The following is a 16,508-nucleotide window of genomic DNA, read 5'->3' on the forward strand; positions in this document are numbered from 1 at the left end:
GCATAACGGCCCCGTGGCGCAGGCCGCGATCAGAGGCCTGACACACGACCGATAGAAGCAACACGCTGCAAAAGAAGTCGGAAGAAAAACCTTGCAATGTAGGGGGCATCCACACACGCACCGGGTTTGCCGGAGACTGATTTCAGTTAGTTACGCGGCAATGTCCTCAGTTTCCAGAGCGGCGTAGAAATTGGCCTCTGCTTCTGCCGGCGGGATGTTCCCAATGGGTTCAAGCAAGCGGCGGTTGTTGAACCAATCCACCCATTCGAGCGTTGCGTATTCCACGGCTTCGAAGTTGCGCCAAGGGCCGCGGCGGTGAATGACCTCGGCTTTGAACAAACCGTTGATCGTCTCGGCCAGGGCATTGTCGTAACTGTCTCCGACGCTGCCCACAGAGGGCTCGATACCAGCTTCTCCCAACCGCTCTGTGTATTTGATCGAAAGGTATTGGGCGGATTCAAACGGTCGTCGCAACGGTTCCGAATTGGAGGTTGTGATGACAAACCGCAAACGCGCATCAGAGCGCAGCACACGAGGTAAACTGCATTCACTGGGACGGCCACGGGCGGCACTGCGTTCCCAGCAAGTCATGTTTTGGCGACTCATCAAGCAAGGCGTTTCCAGCGAAGAAGCTGGCGTGCAAGCTGGCGCGTCTGCCCCAGTTGGCAGTCGTTGGTTTCGGGAGGCCGGAGGCATGCCGCCATCCAAGTTTGCAAATGCATCTCAGCCGCTTTCCGGCCGGTATCTGTGTTTTGCTGAGCGCGAAGAGATCGCCTTGTACAGAGCGCAGGGCTTCGGTGTCTGTGCGATTGCAAGGAAGATTGGACGATCCGCCTCGACCGTCTCCCGGGAACTTTGGCGGAATGCAGCGACACGCTCAGGGGGCTTTGAATATCGAGCGACAACAGCGCAATGGCATGCAGATCGCGCGGCACGCCGGCCAAAGCTGACAAAACTAGCGCAGAACGACGCCTTGCGGCAGTATGTTGAAGATCGGCTCTCAGGCCAGCTCTCTGGTCCAAACGGGAACATCGTGGCCGGTCCTGACGTGTCTTGGACGAAGAGATGGTCTGTGCTGCGGAGCGACAAACAACGTGAGAGTTCAGCGTCAATCAGGATGAGAATGCCGACGGGTTGGAGCGCAGGGAGGGCGTAGCCCTACCGGAGTTTCAATCCGTCGGCGGCGCGCTCTTTTCGGGTGCGTTTGTCTGGTGGTCGCGGTTGGCCGGGTATTCCGGTGGTTTTTCCGATTGGGGGAATCGCCTTGTGCCCGGCTGCCACGTAACCGATCACCAGATGAGGCTCTACATGAAGCTTAGACAGACCAGCACGACCGCCGTCGCGGCAGCGAAGGCGTCGATCAGTGTCGCCACGGCCTATCGCATCGAGAACGATCCGAGATTGCCGTCGCAGAAGAAGGTGCCGCGAGGTCGGCGACGTCCCGATCCGCTTGCGGATATTTTCGACGCGGAGGTGGTTCCGTTGTTGAAGGCGGCACCGGGCATCCGTCCTGTCGCCATCTTCGAGGAGATGCTGCGGCGGCATCCCGAACTGAGCAGCGGCATCCGCCGAACATTGGAGCGGCGCGTCCGCTCCTGGCGGGCCATCCACGGCGAAGAACAGGAGGTCATCTTCCGCCAAGCCCATGCGCCGGGTCGCGTCGGCCTGTCGGATTTCACCGACATGGCCAGTCTCGCCATCACGGTTGCAGGCCAGCCCCTCGATCACCGGCTCTATCATTTCCGGCTCGCCTATTCCGGTTTCGAGCACGCCCATGTCGTCCTCGGCGGCGAGAGTTTCGTGGCGTTGGCGGAAGGCCTGCAGAACGCGCTGTGGCTGCTTGGTGGTGCTCCCCATGAACATCGCAGCGACAGCCTGTCGGCCGCGTTCCGCAATCTCGACAAGGAGGCGCGCGAGGATCTGACACGCCGCTACGAGGAGTTTTGTGCCCATTATTCGCCGCGTCGGGGGCAGAGATAGGCCGGCCTCCCTCTTCCCCACCTAGTTCTCGCTGTCGCGGCAATCAATGCATGCAGAAAATGACGCCCCGTGATTGACGCATCGCAGGAGTCCGCCTAAATATGTTTGTAACTACTCACTCACTAAAGGGATGCCCCGTGCGCAAGTCAGCGGAGCTTCGCAAGGCCGAGATTGTCGCCGCTGCCCTTGACCTCGCCGACAGGATCGGGCCGGACCGGGTGACGACAGGTGCGGTCGCGTCGCGGATCGGTGTCACGCAGGCGGCGCTGTTTCGGCACTTCCCGACCAAGGCCGCGCTCTGGCAGGCCGTGGCCGAGCATGTGGCCGAGGGGCTGGCAACGGCCTGGGACGAAGCATTGCGCCTGGGAGACACACCGACCATCAGGTTGCGTGCCCTGATTTCCGCCCAGTTCGCGCAGATCGAAGCGACCCCGGCGCTGCCGATGTTGCTGTTCTCGCGTGAGTTGAACGTCACCAATGCAGAGCTGCGCGCCATCTTTCACGGCAAGCTTTCGGCGTTTCGTGGCCTGCTGGCGCGCGAGGTCGCCGCCGGACAGGACGCGGGTCTGTTGCGCGGCGACATTGCCGCAAACGATGCGGCGGCGTTGCTGACCTCGCTCGTGCAGGGCGTGGCGATCCGCTGGGCGCTCGGCACCCGCGATTTCGACCTGCGTGCCGAAGGGCTGCGGCTGTTCGACGTGCAATTCAGGCTTCTGGCCACGGACGGGGAATAGGCGATGCGGCGTATCTGGCTCACGGGCATTCTTCTGGCGGCGGCCGCCGCTGCCGGCTTTCTGTTCCTGACCGAACGCCCGCTGACGGTGGCGGTCGTTCAGCCCGAACATGATGTGGCGCTGCGCATCTACGGGCTTGGCACCGTCGAGGCGCGCATCCTCAGCCGCACGGGATTCGAGGTGGGGGCGGCGCTTGCCTCGCTCGCGGCGGATGCCGGCGACAGCGTGGCCCGAGGTCAGGAACTGGCCGTCCTCCACTCCGCCGTGCAGGAGGCGCGCGTCGCCCGCGCCCAGGCGGCGGTGGCGGCGAACGAGGCCAATCTTGCAAAGGCCGAAGCGGCACTGGTGCGCGCCCGGGTCATGCTGGCGCAGCGCGAGGTGGCGAACCGACGGCTGCAGAACCTTGTGCAACGCGATGTGGCCTCGGTCCAGCGTGCCGAGGAGGCACAACGCGACGAGGATGTGGCCCGCGCCGATCTGGCCGTGGCCGAGGCGGATGTGGCAGTGATCCAGGCACAGAGCCTTGATGCGGCGGCGGCACTGCGGCAGGAGGAAGCCTTGCTCGCCCATCACCGGCTGCTCGCGCCCTATGATGCGCTGCTCGTTGCGCGCCATGCCGAGACGGGCGCGGTGGTGAAGGCCGGCGATCCGATCTTCACGCTGATCGACCCGGCCACCATCTGGATCCAGGCTTATGTCGACGAGGAGCGCGCCGGCCAGCTTGCCATAGGCCAGCCGGGCACGATCCGGCTGCGCTCGCAGCCTTCGGCCGAATTCCATGGCACCATCGCCCGCATCGGCATCGAAAGCGACCGGTTGAACGAAGAACGCCGCGTCTGGATGACCTGCGCCGACTGTCCCGCCGAGATGTTTCTTGGCGAACAGGCCGAGGTGCGCATCCTGACCGGCACACGAACGACCGCGCTGATGGTGCCGGAGGTCGCGATCAGCAGGTTCGACGGCCATCGCGGCATGGTCTGGACGGTGCAGGACGGCCGCCTTGCCCGCGCGGAACTGACCTTCGGCGCCCGCGACGACCGCGGCCGGGTCGAGGTCACCGGCGGCCTGCCCGAAGGTGCCACCATCGTCGCCGGCCCGCCCAAAGGCGCGGCCGAGGGGCGGCGCGCCCGTATCAGCGAGGCGCCATGAATCTCGCGCTCAAGGACATTCGCCACGGCCTGTTCCGCTTCGTGCTGACCTGTTTCGGGCTGGGGCTGCTGATGACGGTCGTGCTGGCGATGATCGGCATCTATAACGGCCTCGTCTCGGACGCGCTGGCGGTGGTCAAGGCGCCGGCGGTGGATGTATGGGTGGTCGAGGCCGGCACCAAGGGGCCGTTCGCGGAGGCGTCGAGCATTCCCGCCGACACGCGCGATGCGGTGGCGCGGATGCCCGGCGTGGCCGAGGCCGGCGCGATCAACTACCAGAACGTCGAGGCGCCCCATGGCGGGCAGACGCTGCGCCTTTACGTCATCGGCTACGAGCCGGGTCGCCCCGGCGGCCCGCTTGCCATCGCCGAGGGACGCGGCATCGGCACCAGCCATTTCGAGATGGTGGCCGACCGCAAGACCGGCCTGCTGCCCGGCGAAACCATCCGGCTTGGCCGCAACCGCTTTGCCGTGGTCGGACTGGTCGAGGGGGCGATGAATTCGGGCGGGGATCCGGCGGTCTATGTGACGCTGGCCGACGCGATGGCGCTTCAAACCGAACTTGATCCCGCCGCGCAGCGGGTGCAGGCCGCGCGCGGGGCTGTCTCGGTCAAGTCCGCATCGGTCGCCGCCATAATCGCCCGCATGTCGCCGGGCGCCGATGTCGATTTGCTGGGAGCCACCGTGCGCCAGTGGAAACACCTGTCCGCCATGACCCAGGCCGATCAGGAAGAGATCCTGCTGGCCTCCGTGGTCGACAAGGCACGCCGCCAGATCGGTCTGTTCCTCGGCATCCTGCTGTCGGTCAGCGCAGTGGTGATCGCGCTGATCATCTACACGATGACCATGGAGAAGCTGAAGCAGATCGCCACGCTGAAGCTGATCGGCGCACCCGACCGGACCATCATCGGTCTGATCGTACAGCAGGCGATGATCCTTGGTGCTTCAGGCTGGGGGATCGGGCTGATGCTGATCCTGACGGTAAAGGACTACTTCCCCCGCCGCGTGGTGCTGGAGCCGTTCAACGTCATGGTCCTTGCCGGGATCATCGCCGCCGTCTGCCTTCTATCCTCGGCGCTTGGCGTGCGGGCGGCGATGAAGGTCGACCCGGCCACCGCATTGGGAAGCTGACATGGCGCTTGGCGACACCCTCATCGAGGTTACGAACGTGGCCAAGCATTTCGGCGAGGGCGAGACCCGCGTCGATGCCCTGCGCGCGGTCGATCTGACGGTGCGCGCCGGCGAGGTGATCGCGCTGCTCGGCCCGTCGGGATCGGGCAAGACGACGCTGCTCAACGTCATCGGCTGCATCCTCGCCCCCTCGGCGGGCCGCGTGGTGCTGGACGGTGAGCCGGTCTTCGACGGCAAATGGCTGCAGCGCGACCTGAGGCGGCTGCGCCTCGACAAGATTGGCTTCATCTTCCAGAGCCACAACCTGCTGCCCTTCCTGACGGCGCAGGAGAATGTCGCGGTCGTACTCGATCTTGCCGGCCGGCCGGCCGACGAAGGCCGGGCACGGGCGCGCGAGTTGCTGGATTATCTGGAAGTCGGCCATCGCGCGATGGTGAAGCCGGCGCTGCTGTCGGGCGGCGAGGCGCAGCGCGTGGCGATTGCCCGCGCGCTCGCCAACCGCCCCCGCATCATCCTTGCCGACGAACCCACCGCGGCGCTCGACGGCGCGCGCGCCGGGCTGGTGATGGACCTCATGCGCAAGCTCGCGGTCGAGCAGGAGGCCTGCATCGTGACCGTCACCCATGACGAAAAGATCTTCGACCGCTTCGACCGCCTGATCCACCTGCGCGACGGCCATCTGGTCAGTGCGTGACGGGCTTGCGGGGAGGCAGACATGACCACAAGACCCCGCACCCGGATCCTTGCCTCCGGCCCTGCAACTTCACCGTCCTTGAAAAGGCACAACCAAGATGCAACCGACATCCTATTTCACACCCCAGATCATCCTGCATTGGGTCATTGCAACCCTCGTCTTTTTCCAGATCTTCATGCATGAAGGCATCGTCGGGGCATGGGACGGGCGGATGGACGGCACGCTGCCGAACCAGCCGACGATCAATCCTCTTGCCGTTGTCGGCGCGCTGCTCCTCGTTCTCGTTCTATGGCGGCTGGTGCTGCGCCGTCGGCGCGGCGTTCCGGGCCTGCCGGAAGGCGAGCACCCGGCCCTGAAGGCGCTGGCCACGGGCACGCGTGTGGCGCTGAACCTGCTGCTGATCCTGATGGCGCTTTCCGGCATGGCCGCGTGGATTTCCGGCGTCGAGGCGATTGGTGAAGCCCATTCTATCGCGCGGCTGGCGCTGGTTCCGCTGGTCATCCTGCATATCCTCGCCGCACTTTACCATCATTTCTGGCTCAAGACCGATGTGCTGCGGCGCATGCTTGGCCGCGCCTGACACATCGTAGCCCCGTAACCCATGGACGGCCACGCCACACGCGCCCCGCCGATCCGCAAACCCCGGAGGCAGACATGACGACAAGATCGCGCACCCTGACCATTACCGCCGCCGTGGCGACGGTCTTTGGCCTCCTGACCATCCTGTCGGGCAGTCGCGCCCTGTTCGGCGGCGTGGAGATGGGGGCAGCGGTGCCCTTCGTGCTGTGGTTCAACTTCCTTGCCGGGTTTGCCTATGTTCTGGCTGGAATCGGCCTGTGGCTCGGCGCACGATGGGCGCCGATGCTGTCGCTGGGCATTGCGCTGGCGACAGTGGCGGTCTTCGCGGCCTTTCTGTGGCATGTCGGCACCGGCGGCGCATGGGAGGCGCGCACCATGGGCGCGATGATCCTGCGCAGCAGCATCTGGATAATGATTGCCGCGCTCGCCTTTCGCGGTCGCAGCACCCATTGATCAAGGCATAAACCCAAGCCAGCCAGCGACAGCGGCCCCATGCCGCAGCCGTGCCAGCCAGGACCCTGACATGACCAGATCCTCTTCCATCGACCTTTCCATGGCCCTTTCGCTGGCCACCGTGCTTGGCCTCGCAATGGCGGCTGCCGGGCGGTGGCTGCCGGGCGAGGCATGGGCACCCATCGAGCTTCCGGGTCTGGTGCTTGCCTATCTGGCGGGCGGCCTGCCGACCGGCTGGCGCGCACTTTCGACCCTGTGGCGCGAGCGGGTGCTGGACATCGACCTGCTGATGATCGCCGCCGCCATTGCCGCTGCCGTGGTCGGCGCCCCGTTCGAGGGCGCGGTGCTGCTGACGCTGTTCAGCATCTCGACCACGCTGGAGGAACGCGTGCTTGGCCGGGCGCGCCGCGCCATCGAGGCGCTGATGGCGCTGCGCCCCGAGACCGCCTTGCGCAAGACCGCCAACGGTACCATCGAGGAGGTTCCCGCCGAGGTGCTGGCCGTCGGCGATGTGGTGGTGCTGCACCCCGGTGCCCAGCGATGGCGTGGTCGTCACCGGGCGCGGCGGCATCGACGAGGCCAATATCACCGGCGAATCCATGCCGGTGTCGAAAGAGGCTGGGGCGCCAGTTTTCGAGGCCACGATCAATCTGGACGGCGTGCTGGAGGTTTCGATCTCCCGCCCGGTCAGCGACAGCACCATCGCCCGCATGATCCGGCTGGTGACCGAGGCGCAGGCCGCCCGCGCCCCGTCCGAGCGGTTCAGCGAATGGTTCGGGCAACGCTATACGGTCGCGGTGCTGGCGGGCGGGGTGCTCGCCTTCGCCGCCTTCTGGTGGCTGGGCAGCGGTTGGGAACTGGCGCTTTACCGCGCCGCCACGTTGCTGGTCGCGGCCAGCCCCTGCGCCATCGTCATTTCCGTCCCCGCCGCCATCCTGTCGGCGCTGTCGGCGGCGGCACGCGGCGGCGTGCTGTTCAAGGGCGGCGGCGCGCTGGAGACGCTGGCCAGTGTCGATACCTTCGCCTTCGACAAGACCGGCACCCTGACCACCGGCCGCGCCTCGGTGACGCGGCTTGTCGCGCTGGATGGCGATCAGGCCGGCTTCCTGTCGCTACTGTCCGGGCTTGAGGCACATTCCGAACACCATATCGCCGCCGCCATCCACCGCGAGGCCATCTCCCGCGACTTGCAGCCGGTCGCGGTGACGGATGTGAACGCAAGGCCCGGCATCGGCATCGAAGGCCGCGATGCCTCTGGCCCGGTCTGGGCGGGCAACCCCTATCTTGCGCAGGCGATGGGCGCTGCACTGGGATCATCCGGCCTTGCAAGTGCTGGCCGACGGTACGGACACGGTGGTCTATCTGGGCCGTGGCGCGCAGGTGCTGGGTGCCGTCACCGTCGCCGATGCGCCGCGCGGCAGTTCGGCCCCGGCGTTGGCGGCTTTGCGCAAGGGGGGTGTGCGCCGCATGGTGATGATGACTGGCGACCGCCGCCCGGTCGCCCTGCGCATCTGCGCTGAGCTTGGCCTTGTCCCCGACGAGATCCACGCCGGAAATCTGCCCGAGGACAAGGGTTCGTGCGGTCGGCGCGCTGACCGACAGCGGCAAGGTCGCCTTTGTCGGCGACGGGGTGAACGACGCGGCGGCGCTGGCCCGCGCCGATATCGGCATTGCCATGGGCGCGGCGGGGTCCGAGGTGGCGCTTCAGGCCGCCGATGTGGCGCTGCTGTCCGAGGATATGGAGCGGCTGGCCGATGCGCAGCGCCTGTCGCGCCGAACCTCAAGGGTGATCCGGCAGAACCTGACCTATCAGCGGCGCTCCACAATCATCACCGCCCAGCTGCCTGTCTCGGGCTGGCATAACATGATCGGCGAACCGACAATAGCCGACGCTATCCTCGACCGGATCGTCCACAACGCCAACCGCATCGACCTCAAGGGAGACAGCATGCGAAGAACAGATCAAAACAGAAACTTGACCCACGCTGAAAACACAGAAACGATGCAAACTGAAACATGACCGCAGGCAGAGGATCAGCCGCGCCCGAACTGTCCGGTAATTCTGAAATCCGCAAGAGCCGATGCCTTCGGCCTGTGGGACGGTAATGTCGCCGAGATGACGGCCTGATTGCGAGAAATCACCACTCTTGCAATCTACGTCAAATAACTTGGCAATGCCACGCCAGATCAACGCGCCGCCGGATCGGTCCCGTCACCCAGTTCCGAACATAGCTTGGGGCAATTTCACCGCGACTGCACGAGACGCTCGCATATCACAAGAGCTTGACGTCGCACTCCTAACGCAAAGCAATGGAATGCTGCATGCGGCCAGTCATCCCCAACGCCGCTCTCCCCTCAGCTTGAACAGTACGAGCGTTCACACAGAATTTCTGATCGGTATGAACATCAAGACCGAGCGCAGCCAATACGGCTGCGACCTCGTCCTGCGTTGCAGCTGTGCGCAGTTGATGCCGGAGCGGGCCTTGCTGCCCCAGTCTGCCGAGCCGCAGCAAGGCCGCGCGCAGCCACTTGATGTCATGCTTGCCGCCCATCAGGGCGACGAGTGTGTCGACGGCCATGCCGTCTGGGGCATCAAACTCCACCGGCCGTTCCAGACGCCGCACCACAATCATTGAGGCGTCTTCATCAGTGAGCACCGTATGCGGCAGGGCGACACCGCCGCCCATGGCAGTGGTTCCCAGCCTTTCGCGCGCATAGAGGGCGCCGGCGATATCGAGCTTGCTCGCTTTTGGCCGCAACTCTGCGACCCGGGCGGCAAGAGACCACAAGGCCGCCTTGCGGGTGTTTGATGTTCTATCAGTTGAAAAATCGACAGCGAAGGAAACACGAACGGGTATCATCGCACGCCCTCCTTTCATCCCAAGTAGAAGGATTGTGGGTCCGCCTTTGGCAGGACCGGACAGATTGTTCCTGCAGGCAGGCCGCTGCCTCCAGGAACTATGCACAGATATCACAGCGTGCAGAACGCGGAGCCCACCTGCTAAAGGGCGGGCCTGCGAGCCTCTATGTGCTGAGTGATCGCGCCTATTTGCGCTTTGCGGGCATCAGCTGATCGGCCACTGGATCGGGCTGGTTGACGTTGTTCTTCTTCTTGCCCTTTGGCTGCTTGCGCTTCTGATCGCCTTTTCTCTTGGCCATATCTCTTCTCCAGATTTCTGAACCGTGGTCTTTGCAGAACATCTCCCTGACGCCGTTCGGGACGGCGTCAGGGTCACGATCCGATTTGGATGCGCACACGCTTGATTGGAGATGAGATTGATAACGCCATGGCGTTTTGGCTCCTGCGAAACCATCGTGAATTCTGGACGGCCCTGACTGTCAGACCAAAGAGGCGGCGGCGACCAACAGGTCGCAGGCCGTCATCTCCCACCAGCCCTCAGATCGTGCGTCTTGCTGCCAGGCCGGATTTGCCCACAGCCGCGAAGGCGCGCCTTGTAGTCGGCAAACGGAACGCCGCCGGAGAGGGTGTTTACCGGAGTTGAACACCACGGGCACCGAACCGCAGCGCGGGGCAGACTGGCAGTGCAGCTATGGCATAGGAACAGCGTGGAACGGATGGACATGTCGAACTCCAGATACACAGTCAAAACTGCGCAAAAGAACAAGCGATCTCTCTTTCAAGAAAACGACCCGGAGCCGAACTAATAAGGTTACATCACTTATATAGATCCGCCCCGGGCGATGACATGCATCATCCGGCAACCGCGACGGAATATAAGGAACGACTTTTTATCCATGCCATCTATATAATTGAAATAAAAACAAAAACAACTCTCATAGCGCCGCTGTGCCTTTACGCCGCATGGATTGAGGATACGGGTCGTTGATCACGCAAATCAACGACCATCAACCGGCACGGCAGCTGTTATATGCAGCTGATACAAACCTATTTCCAATGATCATTGGCCGCAGCTACCGTCGCAAAATGTATAGCAATCACATGGCTGATGGCGATTAATGCATCTGCATCTTCCGCATATTTTGGACGTAGCTGCTCACGAACTTCAGCGTCAGGTTGTGTCTTCTTTACAGCAATCCTGGCCAACTTGACGGCGAGGTCGTAGCCCTCTTCTGGGGTCGTAGTTTTGAGCGATGGGAGCCAACTGGTCATTGAATCAATCTTTCTTTGTGTCCTCTAAGGATTTTCAGCGGTTGGTTGCGTTATGATGGATCCTTCGCAATCTCCCTGTAAGCGTGCCATGTTCCATGTCCCAAAATTGGAAATATCACCACGAGTCCAACAAAACCGGTGAGTACCGACAGAACTAGACCGGACGCGACGATTGCCCCCCAGGAAAGCATAGGCTTCAGGTTTTGAGCGGTCATAACAAAGCTCAACCCCATGGCCGTCAATGCATCGGTCTTGCTCGATACAAGCATGGGCACAGCGAAGACACTGACGGCGAAGGCGAAAGAAGCGAAAATACTGCCAACGAAAGTTCCAGTAATCACCAGAGCCCAGCCGCGCGGTGTCGTGAACGCATTAATCAAAGCGTCTGCGGCGCCAGGAAATGGGTGGAGACCGAAAAAAAGCGCGTAGAGCAGATCTGCTGACCGGAGCCAGAATAGCACCAGGAGGCCCAGCAAAAGGCCGGCATATGCAAGCTGAGAACCAGAGGCTGGCCGTAGGATTAAAGCGTCAGAGAGCGTAATTTGTTTTCCCAATGCCCGGCGATAGCTCTTTTCATAAAGACCAATTGCAAGAAATGGCCCAACAATGAGAAATCCGGAGATTGCCGGCAATGACAGGTATAGAAGGTCGGTCGAATAGAGCGCCCACAGAACCACGTATGAGGTCAGCATCAAGAAGGCGCCGTAAACGAGGCTTGGCCAGGGCATGTATCTAAAGTCGCGCCAACCTTGCTCAAGCCAGGCCATGGCTGTTGAAGCTGGAAGATCTCGTGCATAAGCCGAGGCTCGGCTTTCCGGTCGCCGTACTACTGGAAGTGGTTCAAGCATGCAGCATTCCTTTTCAGCAGGCAGGCTTTGCAGGCGGAACATCAGCGATCACTGCGCAATCCGGTGCACTGGATATCGCCACCGACAAAAAATGAGCATTGGCGAAAATGAAGACGGCGCCCACAAGAATTGCGCCGGCAATCGCCAGTTGCTTCTGCTTGTGTGGTTTCATTGGGCAACCTGCTTTTCATCCGCGCCAAGCCGGGAAACGTAGAATGCGAGCAGATTGATTTCAGCCTGCGTCAAGCGGTCGGTCCATGCTGGCATGACACCCTGCCGACCACTCCAGAGAGTTTGCATCACTGTAGAAAAATCCTGCCCATAGATCACTGAACTGTCGTTCAGCGCAGGCGCTCCGTTTTCGAGCCCGCCAATGCCCGCCTCACCATGGCAAGCTGCACAGTTTTCAGAGAAAAGGGTTGCCGCCGCAGCATTTGGCTTCACGCTGCCGTCTCCCAGTAAGACCACATACTCCGCCAACGCAACCCTATCCGGGCGCTCCATCCAATTGAATGACGGCATCTCCGCATAACGGGTGTCGGCGCTGTCCGTGTTTATCCCATAGCGGATTGTTTGGGCTATTTCCTCCGGTGTGCCACTCCACAACCAGGTTTCATCCGAGAGCACCGGGAACCCTTGGATGCCCCGGCCTTGCATGCCATGGCAGACCGCGCAGTTGTCTTCAAACAGCCGCTGAGCGGCTGGAAGTGCGTTATTCTGCCAGACGTCATCCGCCTGCAATGCGGAGAAATCCACATTCTCAAATGGCTGAAGCCAGTCCTGCCGCTTGGTCGCCAGAGCACGATAATCCTCGAGCGCAATATCACTTTGATCAAGCCCCAGCAGACCCCGTGTGTAGTCTCTGCCGATCGGCCACGCAGGCAGAAGGATCCAGGCGATGACGGAATAGACGAAGGTCAGGATTAGCGCCCAAATTACAATCTTTGGGAGCGGCGTGTTCAGCTCCTTGATCCCGTTCCAGTCGTGGCCCGTGGTCTCGTGACCGGTAACAGGGTCTATCTCGCGATGACTGTGCTTGCTCATTCTTTATCCATCCCATCTGGAAGAATTGAGCGCGCAGCAGCTCTGTATGCCGCTCGGCGAGAAGGGTTGTAGGTTCTGATGATGACGATCAGAAAGAACCCCATCAACCAGATCAGTCCAACTGTCTTCGAAAGATAAAGCAACAGATCGTGCGTCATTCATCCACCTCCACAACAACAGTTTCGGAGACGACAGTCAGCGTCCCAAGCGCCTGAAGATACGCGACGAGCGCATCCATCTCGGTCAATCGTGCTGGATCACCATCAAACGCCCGAATTGCAGGACGTTCCTCATAACGTGCACGAAAACCGTCAGTCTCGTTGCTGTCGGGGCGGCTTTGGGCCAAAGCATCCGACGCCGCAGACGTGATCATCTCGTCACTGTATGGAACTCCAAGCTCGGAGAGAGTTGCGAGTGAATCCGTCAGGAGATCTGTATCAAGCGATTTGAGCAACCACGGGTAGGCTGGCATAATAGATGCCGGAACCACACTTCGCGGATCGATCAGGTGCCGTACGTGCCACTCATCGGAGTATTTCCCTCCAATGCGCGCAAGATCGGGTCCGGTTCTCTTGGAACCCCACAGCATCGGATGATCATAGGCAGATTCTCCAGCCTGAGAGTAAGGGCCGTAGCGATCAATTTCATCGGCCAGGCTGCGGACCATTTGGCTGTGGCAGGCATAACACCCTTCGCGAATGAATATTTCGCGTCCCGCCAGTTCCAGTGGGGTATGAGGTCGAAGGTCATCGGGCACCTCAACGGTCTCATCGATGGTAAACAACGGTGCGATTTCAACGATACCGCCGACCGAGGCGGCAATAATGATTGCCGCCACCAGCCCCATCGAAACCCTCTCCAGATTGTAGTGTAACTTCAGCATATCGTCACTCGGCGGGTTGTGGGAGAAGCGGTCGGTCTTTGGCGCTGCCGTGTGCCAGGCGCAGGGTCGCCCAACAATTCCACGCGCAGATCACGGCCCCAGCGAGAAAGAGGCCCCCTCCAATGGTGCGGAGCAGATAGTATGGGGCCATTGCCTGCACCGACTGAAGGAAACTGTAACTCAGTGCACCGTTTTCATCATATGCGCGCCACATCAGCCCTTGCGTGATGCCTGCATTCCACATTGCCACGACGTAGACGAGTGTACCGGACACCGCCAACCAGAAATGCCATTCTATCGCACGTGACGATACCATTGCATCGCGCCCGGAAATCTGCGGCACCAATGTGTAGATTGCGCCAAACACAATCATTGCCACCCAACCCAGCGTGCCGGAATGGACATGGCCTACCGTCCAGTCCGTATAGTGGCTCAGGGAATTGACTGGCCGGATGGCAAGGAAGGACCCCTCGAAGGTCGACAGGCCATAGAAAACAGCCGCCACGAACATGAACCGCAGCGTGGCGTCATCGCGAACCTTGTGCCAGGCCCCATTCAAAGTGGCGATTGCGTTTCCTGCCGATGCCCAGGAAGGCACCAGAAGCATAACTGAAAAGGTCATTCCCAGCGTCTGCGCCCAATAGGGTAAGGCAGTGTAATGGAGATGGTGTGAGCCGACCCAGATGTAGAAAAACGTGATGCCCCAGAAGCTGATGATGGAAAGTCTGTAGGACCAGATCGGTCTTCCTGAACGAATTGGCAGGAAGTAATACAGCATTCCCAGAAAGCCGGCGGTCAAGAAGAACGCAACAGCGTTGTGGCCATACCACCATTGAATCATGGCGTCCTGCACACCCGACCAGATGGGGAAACTCTCCGCCGAAGACCATCGTACAGGAAGCGCCAGATTGTTGACGATGTGAAGCATCGCCACGACGAGGATGAATGCCAGATAATACCAGTTGGCGACGTAAATATGCGGCTCGTTCCGTCGAGCGAGTGTGCGCAGATACAGAACAAAATAGGTCACCCAGACCACAACAAGCCATAGATCAGCATACCATTCGGCTTCGGCATACTCTTTCGACTGGGTACTTCCCATTAAATAGCCTGTTACGGCCCAGACACAGAAGAGATTGTAGCCTAGAAGAACGACCCAGGGACTGATGGAATCCGCCAATCGGGCGCGCGATGTACGCTGTAGAACATGGAAAGACGTCGCGATCAGCGCGTTTCCACCAAACCCGAAAATGATACCAGTCGTATGCACAGGGCGTAGTCGTCCGAAGCTTGTCTCTGGCCAGAGCGGTGTAGCCTCTGGCCAGTAGAGCAGTGCGGCAACCCAGACACCCACAGCCATGGCAATGACGGCCCAGATGAGCGTCATCACAATGCCGAACTGGGTTGGGGCATCGTAATAAGACCGCAGCCTGTCTTCGTCAGGCTCGGGATCATAAATCGCTCCGCCCAGCATAAATGCGAGGCCGACACCAAGGCCGAGCGCCAAAAAGCCATGAACGGACATGACACCCTGACGCGCCGCAGCAGCCATTGCCAACCCCAGGGCTGCCAGGATTATCGAGAGCAGAAGACCGGCCTGGCGCTCCGATACGGTTAGCGTGGCAATCATGCTGCAATTCCTTCTCTCTTCGGGAGCGCCTTCATTTGGGCAACGCAATTTCGGCGAGCGACGTGAGATTCAAGTCTTCGATGAACCGCATTTCTGCGCGCCGCAGACGCGCTTTCAACCTGCAGCAATTATCGATTGTGCAGTCACCACCATCGGGGGCAAGGCATTCGACAAGTGCCTGGCCTTGCTCGAGAAGACGCACCACATCGCCAAGCCTTATGCCCTCCGGCGCTTGACTTAACTTCGCGCCACCACTTCCGCCGCGCCGCGTTTCTACGATTCCGCCACGCGAAAGCTGCTGCATGATTTTCGTCAGATGGTTGCGGGACAGGTTGAACTCCACCGCCAGATCCGCGGTTGAAAAATACTGGTCCGGGGCGCTCGCCATTCGCATCAACATGCGCAGTCCATAATCAGTGAAGGAGGTTAGACGCATTCTGTGTGTCGCAGACATTGAATTGGTATTTATAATACCTATTATCATCTGCAGGAATGATTTCAAGCCTCGATATCGGAGACACCAATGTCACCCCACAATTCTGGTATCATGTCCGCACGCCCGCAAATGACCGCCGACATTGCGTTTCAGACGGGGCTTAACGAGGCCGTGTTAAGCGAACTCGTTCACAATTTTTATGGCAAGGTGCGCACGGATCCAGTCCTCGGTCCGATCTTCGAAAGTCGGGTCGAGGACTGGGATGCCCACCTGTTACGAATGATTGATTTCTGGTCTTCCGTGGCGTTGATGACGGGCCGCTACCATGGCGCGCCAGTGCCTGCGCATGCAGAATTGCCCATAGAGTGGATGCACTTTGAGAGATGGCTGGCGCTGTTTAGCGTTGCAGCAGCTGAAACCTGCACTCCGGAAAGTGCCCTGTCTTTCTCAAGGAGCTTCTAATGCAGCTGGAGAGAAATGAAGACGGTTTTTGCATCGACGCCGCGTCTTTAGGGATTCTGCTGAACGTGCCTGAATACCGCGTACAAACACTGATGCGCGAAAACATGATCACGTGCATATGCGAGCATGGAGAAGGTGAACACCGCGGATTTCATAGATTAACCTTCTTCTATAAAGGGCGACGTGTCCGATTGGAGGTTGATAATGGTGGCCAGATTCTCAGGCGTTCGACGATCGATTTCGGTGAACATCAACTTCCAAGATCCCTGCGAAGGGTTGGGGATCTATAACCGACCATTGCTCGATTAATTCGGCTCCGTTTCTTTAGTGATGCAACAGGCCCCTGTGAGCTGA

The 16,508-nt window shown here is 60.8% G+C and carries 20 protein-coding genes and 4 pseudogenes; 13 read left to right on the plus strand and 11 right to left on the minus strand.

What is annotated here, in order from left to right:
* Positions 1–150: 150 nt before the first annotated feature.
* Positions 151–450 (minus strand): annotated as a pseudogene (locus JYP46_RS21100) (integrase core domain-containing protein); the annotation flags it as partial.
* A 244-nt stretch (positions 451–694) separates the two neighbouring features.
* Here JYP46_RS21100 and JYP46_RS22335 point away from each other — a divergent pair.
* From JYP46_RS22335 to JYP46_RS21140, 8 genes and pseudogenes are all read left to right on the plus strand, one after another.
* Positions 695–1,156, plus strand: coding sequence for a helix-turn-helix domain-containing protein (locus JYP46_RS22335; RefSeq protein ID WP_206549246.1), 462 nt, complete (start codon positions 695–697; stop codon positions 1,154–1,156).
* Between the two features lie 110 nt (positions 1,157–1,266).
* A pseudogene (locus JYP46_RS21110) lies at positions 1,267–1,956 on the plus strand (IS21 family transposase); the annotation flags it as partial.
* A 161-nt stretch (positions 1,957–2,117) separates the two neighbouring features.
* On the plus strand, positions 2,118–2,714 hold the full coding sequence (locus JYP46_RS21115; RefSeq protein WP_222474329.1) for a TetR/AcrR family transcriptional regulator: 597 nt from the start codon (positions 2,118–2,120) through the stop codon (positions 2,712–2,714).
* A 3-nt stretch (positions 2,715–2,717) separates the two neighbouring features.
* Positions 2,718–3,863, plus strand: coding sequence for an efflux RND transporter periplasmic adaptor subunit (locus tag JYP46_RS21120; protein WP_206549248.1), 1,146 nt, complete (start codon positions 2,718–2,720; stop codon positions 3,861–3,863).
* Positions 3,860–4,993 carry an ABC transporter permease gene (locus JYP46_RS21125; protein WP_206549249.1) on the plus strand — a complete coding sequence of 378 codons (1,134 nt, stop codon included), beginning with the start codon at positions 3,860–3,862 and terminating at the stop codon, positions 4,991–4,993. Before JYP46_RS21120 ends, JYP46_RS21125 begins: the two co-directional genes overlap by 4 nt.
* 1 nt (position 4,994) lies before the next feature.
* Positions 4,995–5,687 carry an ABC transporter ATP-binding protein gene (locus JYP46_RS21130; RefSeq protein ID WP_206549250.1) on the plus strand — a complete coding sequence of 231 codons (693 nt, stop codon included), beginning with the start codon at positions 4,995–4,997 and terminating at the stop codon, positions 5,685–5,687.
* A 97-nt stretch (positions 5,688–5,784) separates the two neighbouring features.
* Positions 5,785–6,267: a cytochrome b/b6 domain-containing protein gene (locus tag JYP46_RS21135; RefSeq protein WP_206549251.1), complete on the plus strand. Its 483-nt coding sequence runs from the start codon at positions 5,785–5,787 to the stop codon at positions 6,265–6,267.
* 74 nt (positions 6,268–6,341) lie between these two features.
* Complete coding sequence (locus JYP46_RS21140) at positions 6,342–6,719, plus strand: hypothetical protein (RefSeq protein ID WP_206549252.1); 378 nt, start codon at positions 6,342–6,344, stop codon at positions 6,717–6,719.
* Between the two features lie 207 nt (positions 6,720–6,926).
* Here the strand turns inward: JYP46_RS21140 and JYP46_RS22340 are convergent, their stop codons facing one another.
* A complete protein-coding gene (locus tag JYP46_RS22340) occupies positions 6,927–7,193 on the minus strand; it encodes a hypothetical protein (RefSeq protein ID WP_236042309.1) in 267 nt (88 codons plus the stop codon).
* Between the two features lie 35 nt (positions 7,194–7,228).
* Between JYP46_RS22340 and JYP46_RS22345 the strand changes: the two are divergent.
* From JYP46_RS22345 to JYP46_RS22185, 3 genes and pseudogenes are all read left to right on the plus strand, one after another.
* A pseudogene (locus JYP46_RS22345) lies at positions 7,229–7,903 on the plus strand (HAD-IC family P-type ATPase); the annotation flags it as partial.
* Between the two features lie 64 nt (positions 7,904–7,967).
* Positions 7,968–8,582 carry an HAD family hydrolase gene (locus JYP46_RS22350; protein ID WP_268968726.1) on the plus strand — a complete coding sequence of 205 codons (615 nt, stop codon included), beginning with the start codon at positions 7,968–7,970 and terminating at the stop codon, positions 8,580–8,582.
* A pseudogene (locus tag JYP46_RS22185) lies at positions 8,527–8,739 on the plus strand (ATP-binding protein); the annotation flags it as partial. The gene JYP46_RS22350 and the pseudogene JYP46_RS22185, both read left to right, overlap by 56 nt.
* Positions 8,740–9,016: 277 nt before the next feature.
* Here JYP46_RS22185 and JYP46_RS21150 read toward each other — a convergent pair.
* The 9 genes from JYP46_RS21150 to JYP46_RS21190 all read right to left on the minus strand — a co-directional run bounded on the left by JYP46_RS21150 (position 9,017) and on the right by JYP46_RS21190 (position 15,656).
* Entirely contained in the window at positions 9,017–9,580 is a 564-nt protein-coding gene (locus tag JYP46_RS21150) for a PTS sugar transporter subunit IIA (RefSeq protein WP_206549253.1), read from the minus strand.
* A gap of 1,046 nt (positions 9,581–10,626) precedes the next feature.
* Positions 10,627–10,851 (minus strand): hexameric tyrosine-coordinated heme protein, encoded by a 225-nt coding sequence (locus JYP46_RS21155; protein ID WP_206549254.1) that lies wholly within the window; start codon positions 10,849–10,851, stop codon positions 10,627–10,629.
* A 50-nt stretch (positions 10,852–10,901) separates the two neighbouring features.
* Positions 10,902–11,699 carry a DUF2189 domain-containing protein gene (locus JYP46_RS21160; protein WP_206549255.1) on the minus strand — a complete coding sequence of 266 codons (798 nt, stop codon included), beginning with the start codon at positions 11,697–11,699 and terminating at the stop codon, positions 10,902–10,904.
* A 13-nt stretch (positions 11,700–11,712) separates the two neighbouring features.
* The gene (locus tag JYP46_RS21165; protein ID WP_206549256.1) at positions 11,713–11,871 is read right to left on the minus strand and encodes a hypothetical protein; all 159 of its coding nucleotides are present in this window, start codon (positions 11,869–11,871) and stop codon (positions 11,713–11,715) included.
* On the minus strand, positions 11,868–12,743 hold the full coding sequence (gene ccoP / locus JYP46_RS21170; protein WP_206549257.1) for a cytochrome-c oxidase, cbb3-type subunit III: 876 nt from the start codon (positions 12,741–12,743) through the stop codon (positions 11,868–11,870). Before ccoP ends, JYP46_RS21165 begins: the two co-directional genes overlap by 4 nt.
* Entirely contained in the window at positions 12,740–12,901 is a 162-nt protein-coding gene (locus tag JYP46_RS21175; RefSeq protein ID WP_206549258.1) for a cbb3-type cytochrome c oxidase subunit 3, read from the minus strand. Before JYP46_RS21175 ends, ccoP begins: the two co-directional genes overlap by 4 nt.
* Positions 12,898–13,626, minus strand: coding sequence for a cytochrome-c oxidase, cbb3-type subunit II (gene ccoO / locus JYP46_RS21180; protein WP_206549259.1), 729 nt, complete (start codon positions 13,624–13,626; stop codon positions 12,898–12,900). Before ccoO ends, JYP46_RS21175 begins: the two co-directional genes overlap by 4 nt.
* A 4-nt stretch (positions 13,627–13,630) precedes the next feature.
* On the minus strand, positions 13,631–15,256 hold the full coding sequence (gene ccoN / locus JYP46_RS21185) for a cytochrome-c oxidase, cbb3-type subunit I (protein ID WP_206549260.1): 1,626 nt from the start codon (positions 15,254–15,256) through the stop codon (positions 13,631–13,633).
* Between the two features lie 31 nt (positions 15,257–15,287).
* Entirely contained in the window at positions 15,288–15,656 is a 369-nt protein-coding gene (locus JYP46_RS21190; protein WP_244974896.1) for an RrF2 family transcriptional regulator, read from the minus strand.
* Between the two features lie 123 nt (positions 15,657–15,779).
* On the opposite strand from JYP46_RS21190, the gene JYP46_RS21195 reads away from it, so the two are divergent.
* Together JYP46_RS21195 and JYP46_RS22355 are read left to right on the plus strand one after the other, a co-directional pair.
* A complete protein-coding gene (locus tag JYP46_RS21195) occupies positions 15,780–16,154 on the plus strand; it encodes a group III truncated hemoglobin (protein WP_206549262.1) in 375 nt (124 codons plus the stop codon).
* Positions 16,154–16,444, plus strand: coding sequence for a DUF6522 family protein (locus JYP46_RS22355; protein ID WP_222474328.1), 291 nt, complete (start codon positions 16,154–16,156; stop codon positions 16,442–16,444). Before JYP46_RS21195 ends, JYP46_RS22355 begins: the two co-directional genes overlap by 1 nt.
* The last annotated feature ends 64 nt before the right edge of the window (positions 16,445–16,508 follow it).

Source organism: Nitratireductor aquimarinus (assembly GCF_017255295.1).
GTDB lineage: Bacteria > Pseudomonadota > Alphaproteobacteria > Rhizobiales > Rhizobiaceae > Nitratireductor > Nitratireductor aquimarinus.

Coding starts and splice junctions, on each gene's coding strand:
- JYP46_RS22335 (WP_206549246.1), top strand. CDS start 695: ATGCCGCCATCCAAGTTTGCAAATGCATCTCAGCCGCTTTCCGGCCGG.
- JYP46_RS21120 (WP_206549248.1), top strand. CDS start 2,718: ATGCGGCGTATCTGGCTCACGGGCATTCTTCTGGCGGCGGCCGCCGCT.
- JYP46_RS21125 (WP_206549249.1), top strand. CDS start 3,860: ATGAATCTCGCGCTCAAGGACATTCGCCACGGCCTGTTCCGCTTCGTG.
- JYP46_RS21130 (WP_206549250.1), top strand. CDS start 4,995: ATGGCGCTTGGCGACACCCTCATCGAGGTTACGAACGTGGCCAAGCAT.
- JYP46_RS21135 (WP_206549251.1), top strand. CDS start 5,785: ATGCAACCGACATCCTATTTCACACCCCAGATCATCCTGCATTGGGTC.
- JYP46_RS21140 (WP_206549252.1), top strand. CDS start 6,342: ATGACGACAAGATCGCGCACCCTGACCATTACCGCCGCCGTGGCGACG.
- JYP46_RS22340 (WP_236042309.1), bottom strand. CDS start 7,193: ATGGTACCGTTGGCGGTCTTGCGCAAGGCGGTCTCGGGGCGCAGCGCC.
- JYP46_RS22350 (WP_268968726.1), top strand. CDS start 7,968: ATGCCTCTGGCCCGGTCTGGGCGGGCAACCCCTATCTTGCGCAGGCGA.
- JYP46_RS21150 (WP_206549253.1), bottom strand. CDS start 9,580: ATGATACCCGTTCGTGTTTCCTTCGCTGTCGATTTTTCAACTGATAGA.
- JYP46_RS21155 (WP_206549254.1), bottom strand. CDS start 10,851: ATGACCAGTTGGCTCCCATCGCTCAAAACTACGACCCCAGAAGAGGGC.
- JYP46_RS21160 (WP_206549255.1), bottom strand. CDS start 11,699: ATGCTTGAACCACTTCCAGTAGTACGGCGACCGGAAAGCCGAGCCTCG.
- JYP46_RS21165 (WP_206549256.1), bottom strand. CDS start 11,871: ATGAAACCACACAAGCAGAAGCAACTGGCGATTGCCGGCGCAATTCTT.
- ccoP (WP_206549257.1), bottom strand. CDS start 12,743: ATGAGCAAGCACAGTCATCGCGAGATAGACCCTGTTACCGGTCACGAG.
- JYP46_RS21175 (WP_206549258.1), bottom strand. CDS start 12,901: ATGACGCACGATCTGTTGCTTTATCTTTCGAAGACAGTTGGACTGATC.
- ccoO (WP_206549259.1), bottom strand. CDS start 13,626: ATGCTGAAGTTACACTACAATCTGGAGAGGGTTTCGATGGGGCTGGTG.
- ccoN (WP_206549260.1), bottom strand. CDS start 15,256: ATGATTGCCACGCTAACCGTATCGGAGCGCCAGGCCGGTCTTCTGCTC.
- JYP46_RS21190 (WP_244974896.1), bottom strand. CDS start 15,656: ATGTTGATGCGAATGGCGAGCGCCCCGGACCAGTATTTTTCAACCGCG.
- JYP46_RS21195 (WP_206549262.1), top strand. CDS start 15,780: ATGTCACCCCACAATTCTGGTATCATGTCCGCACGCCCGCAAATGACC.
- JYP46_RS22355 (WP_222474328.1), top strand. CDS start 16,154: ATGCAGCTGGAGAGAAATGAAGACGGTTTTTGCATCGACGCCGCGTCT.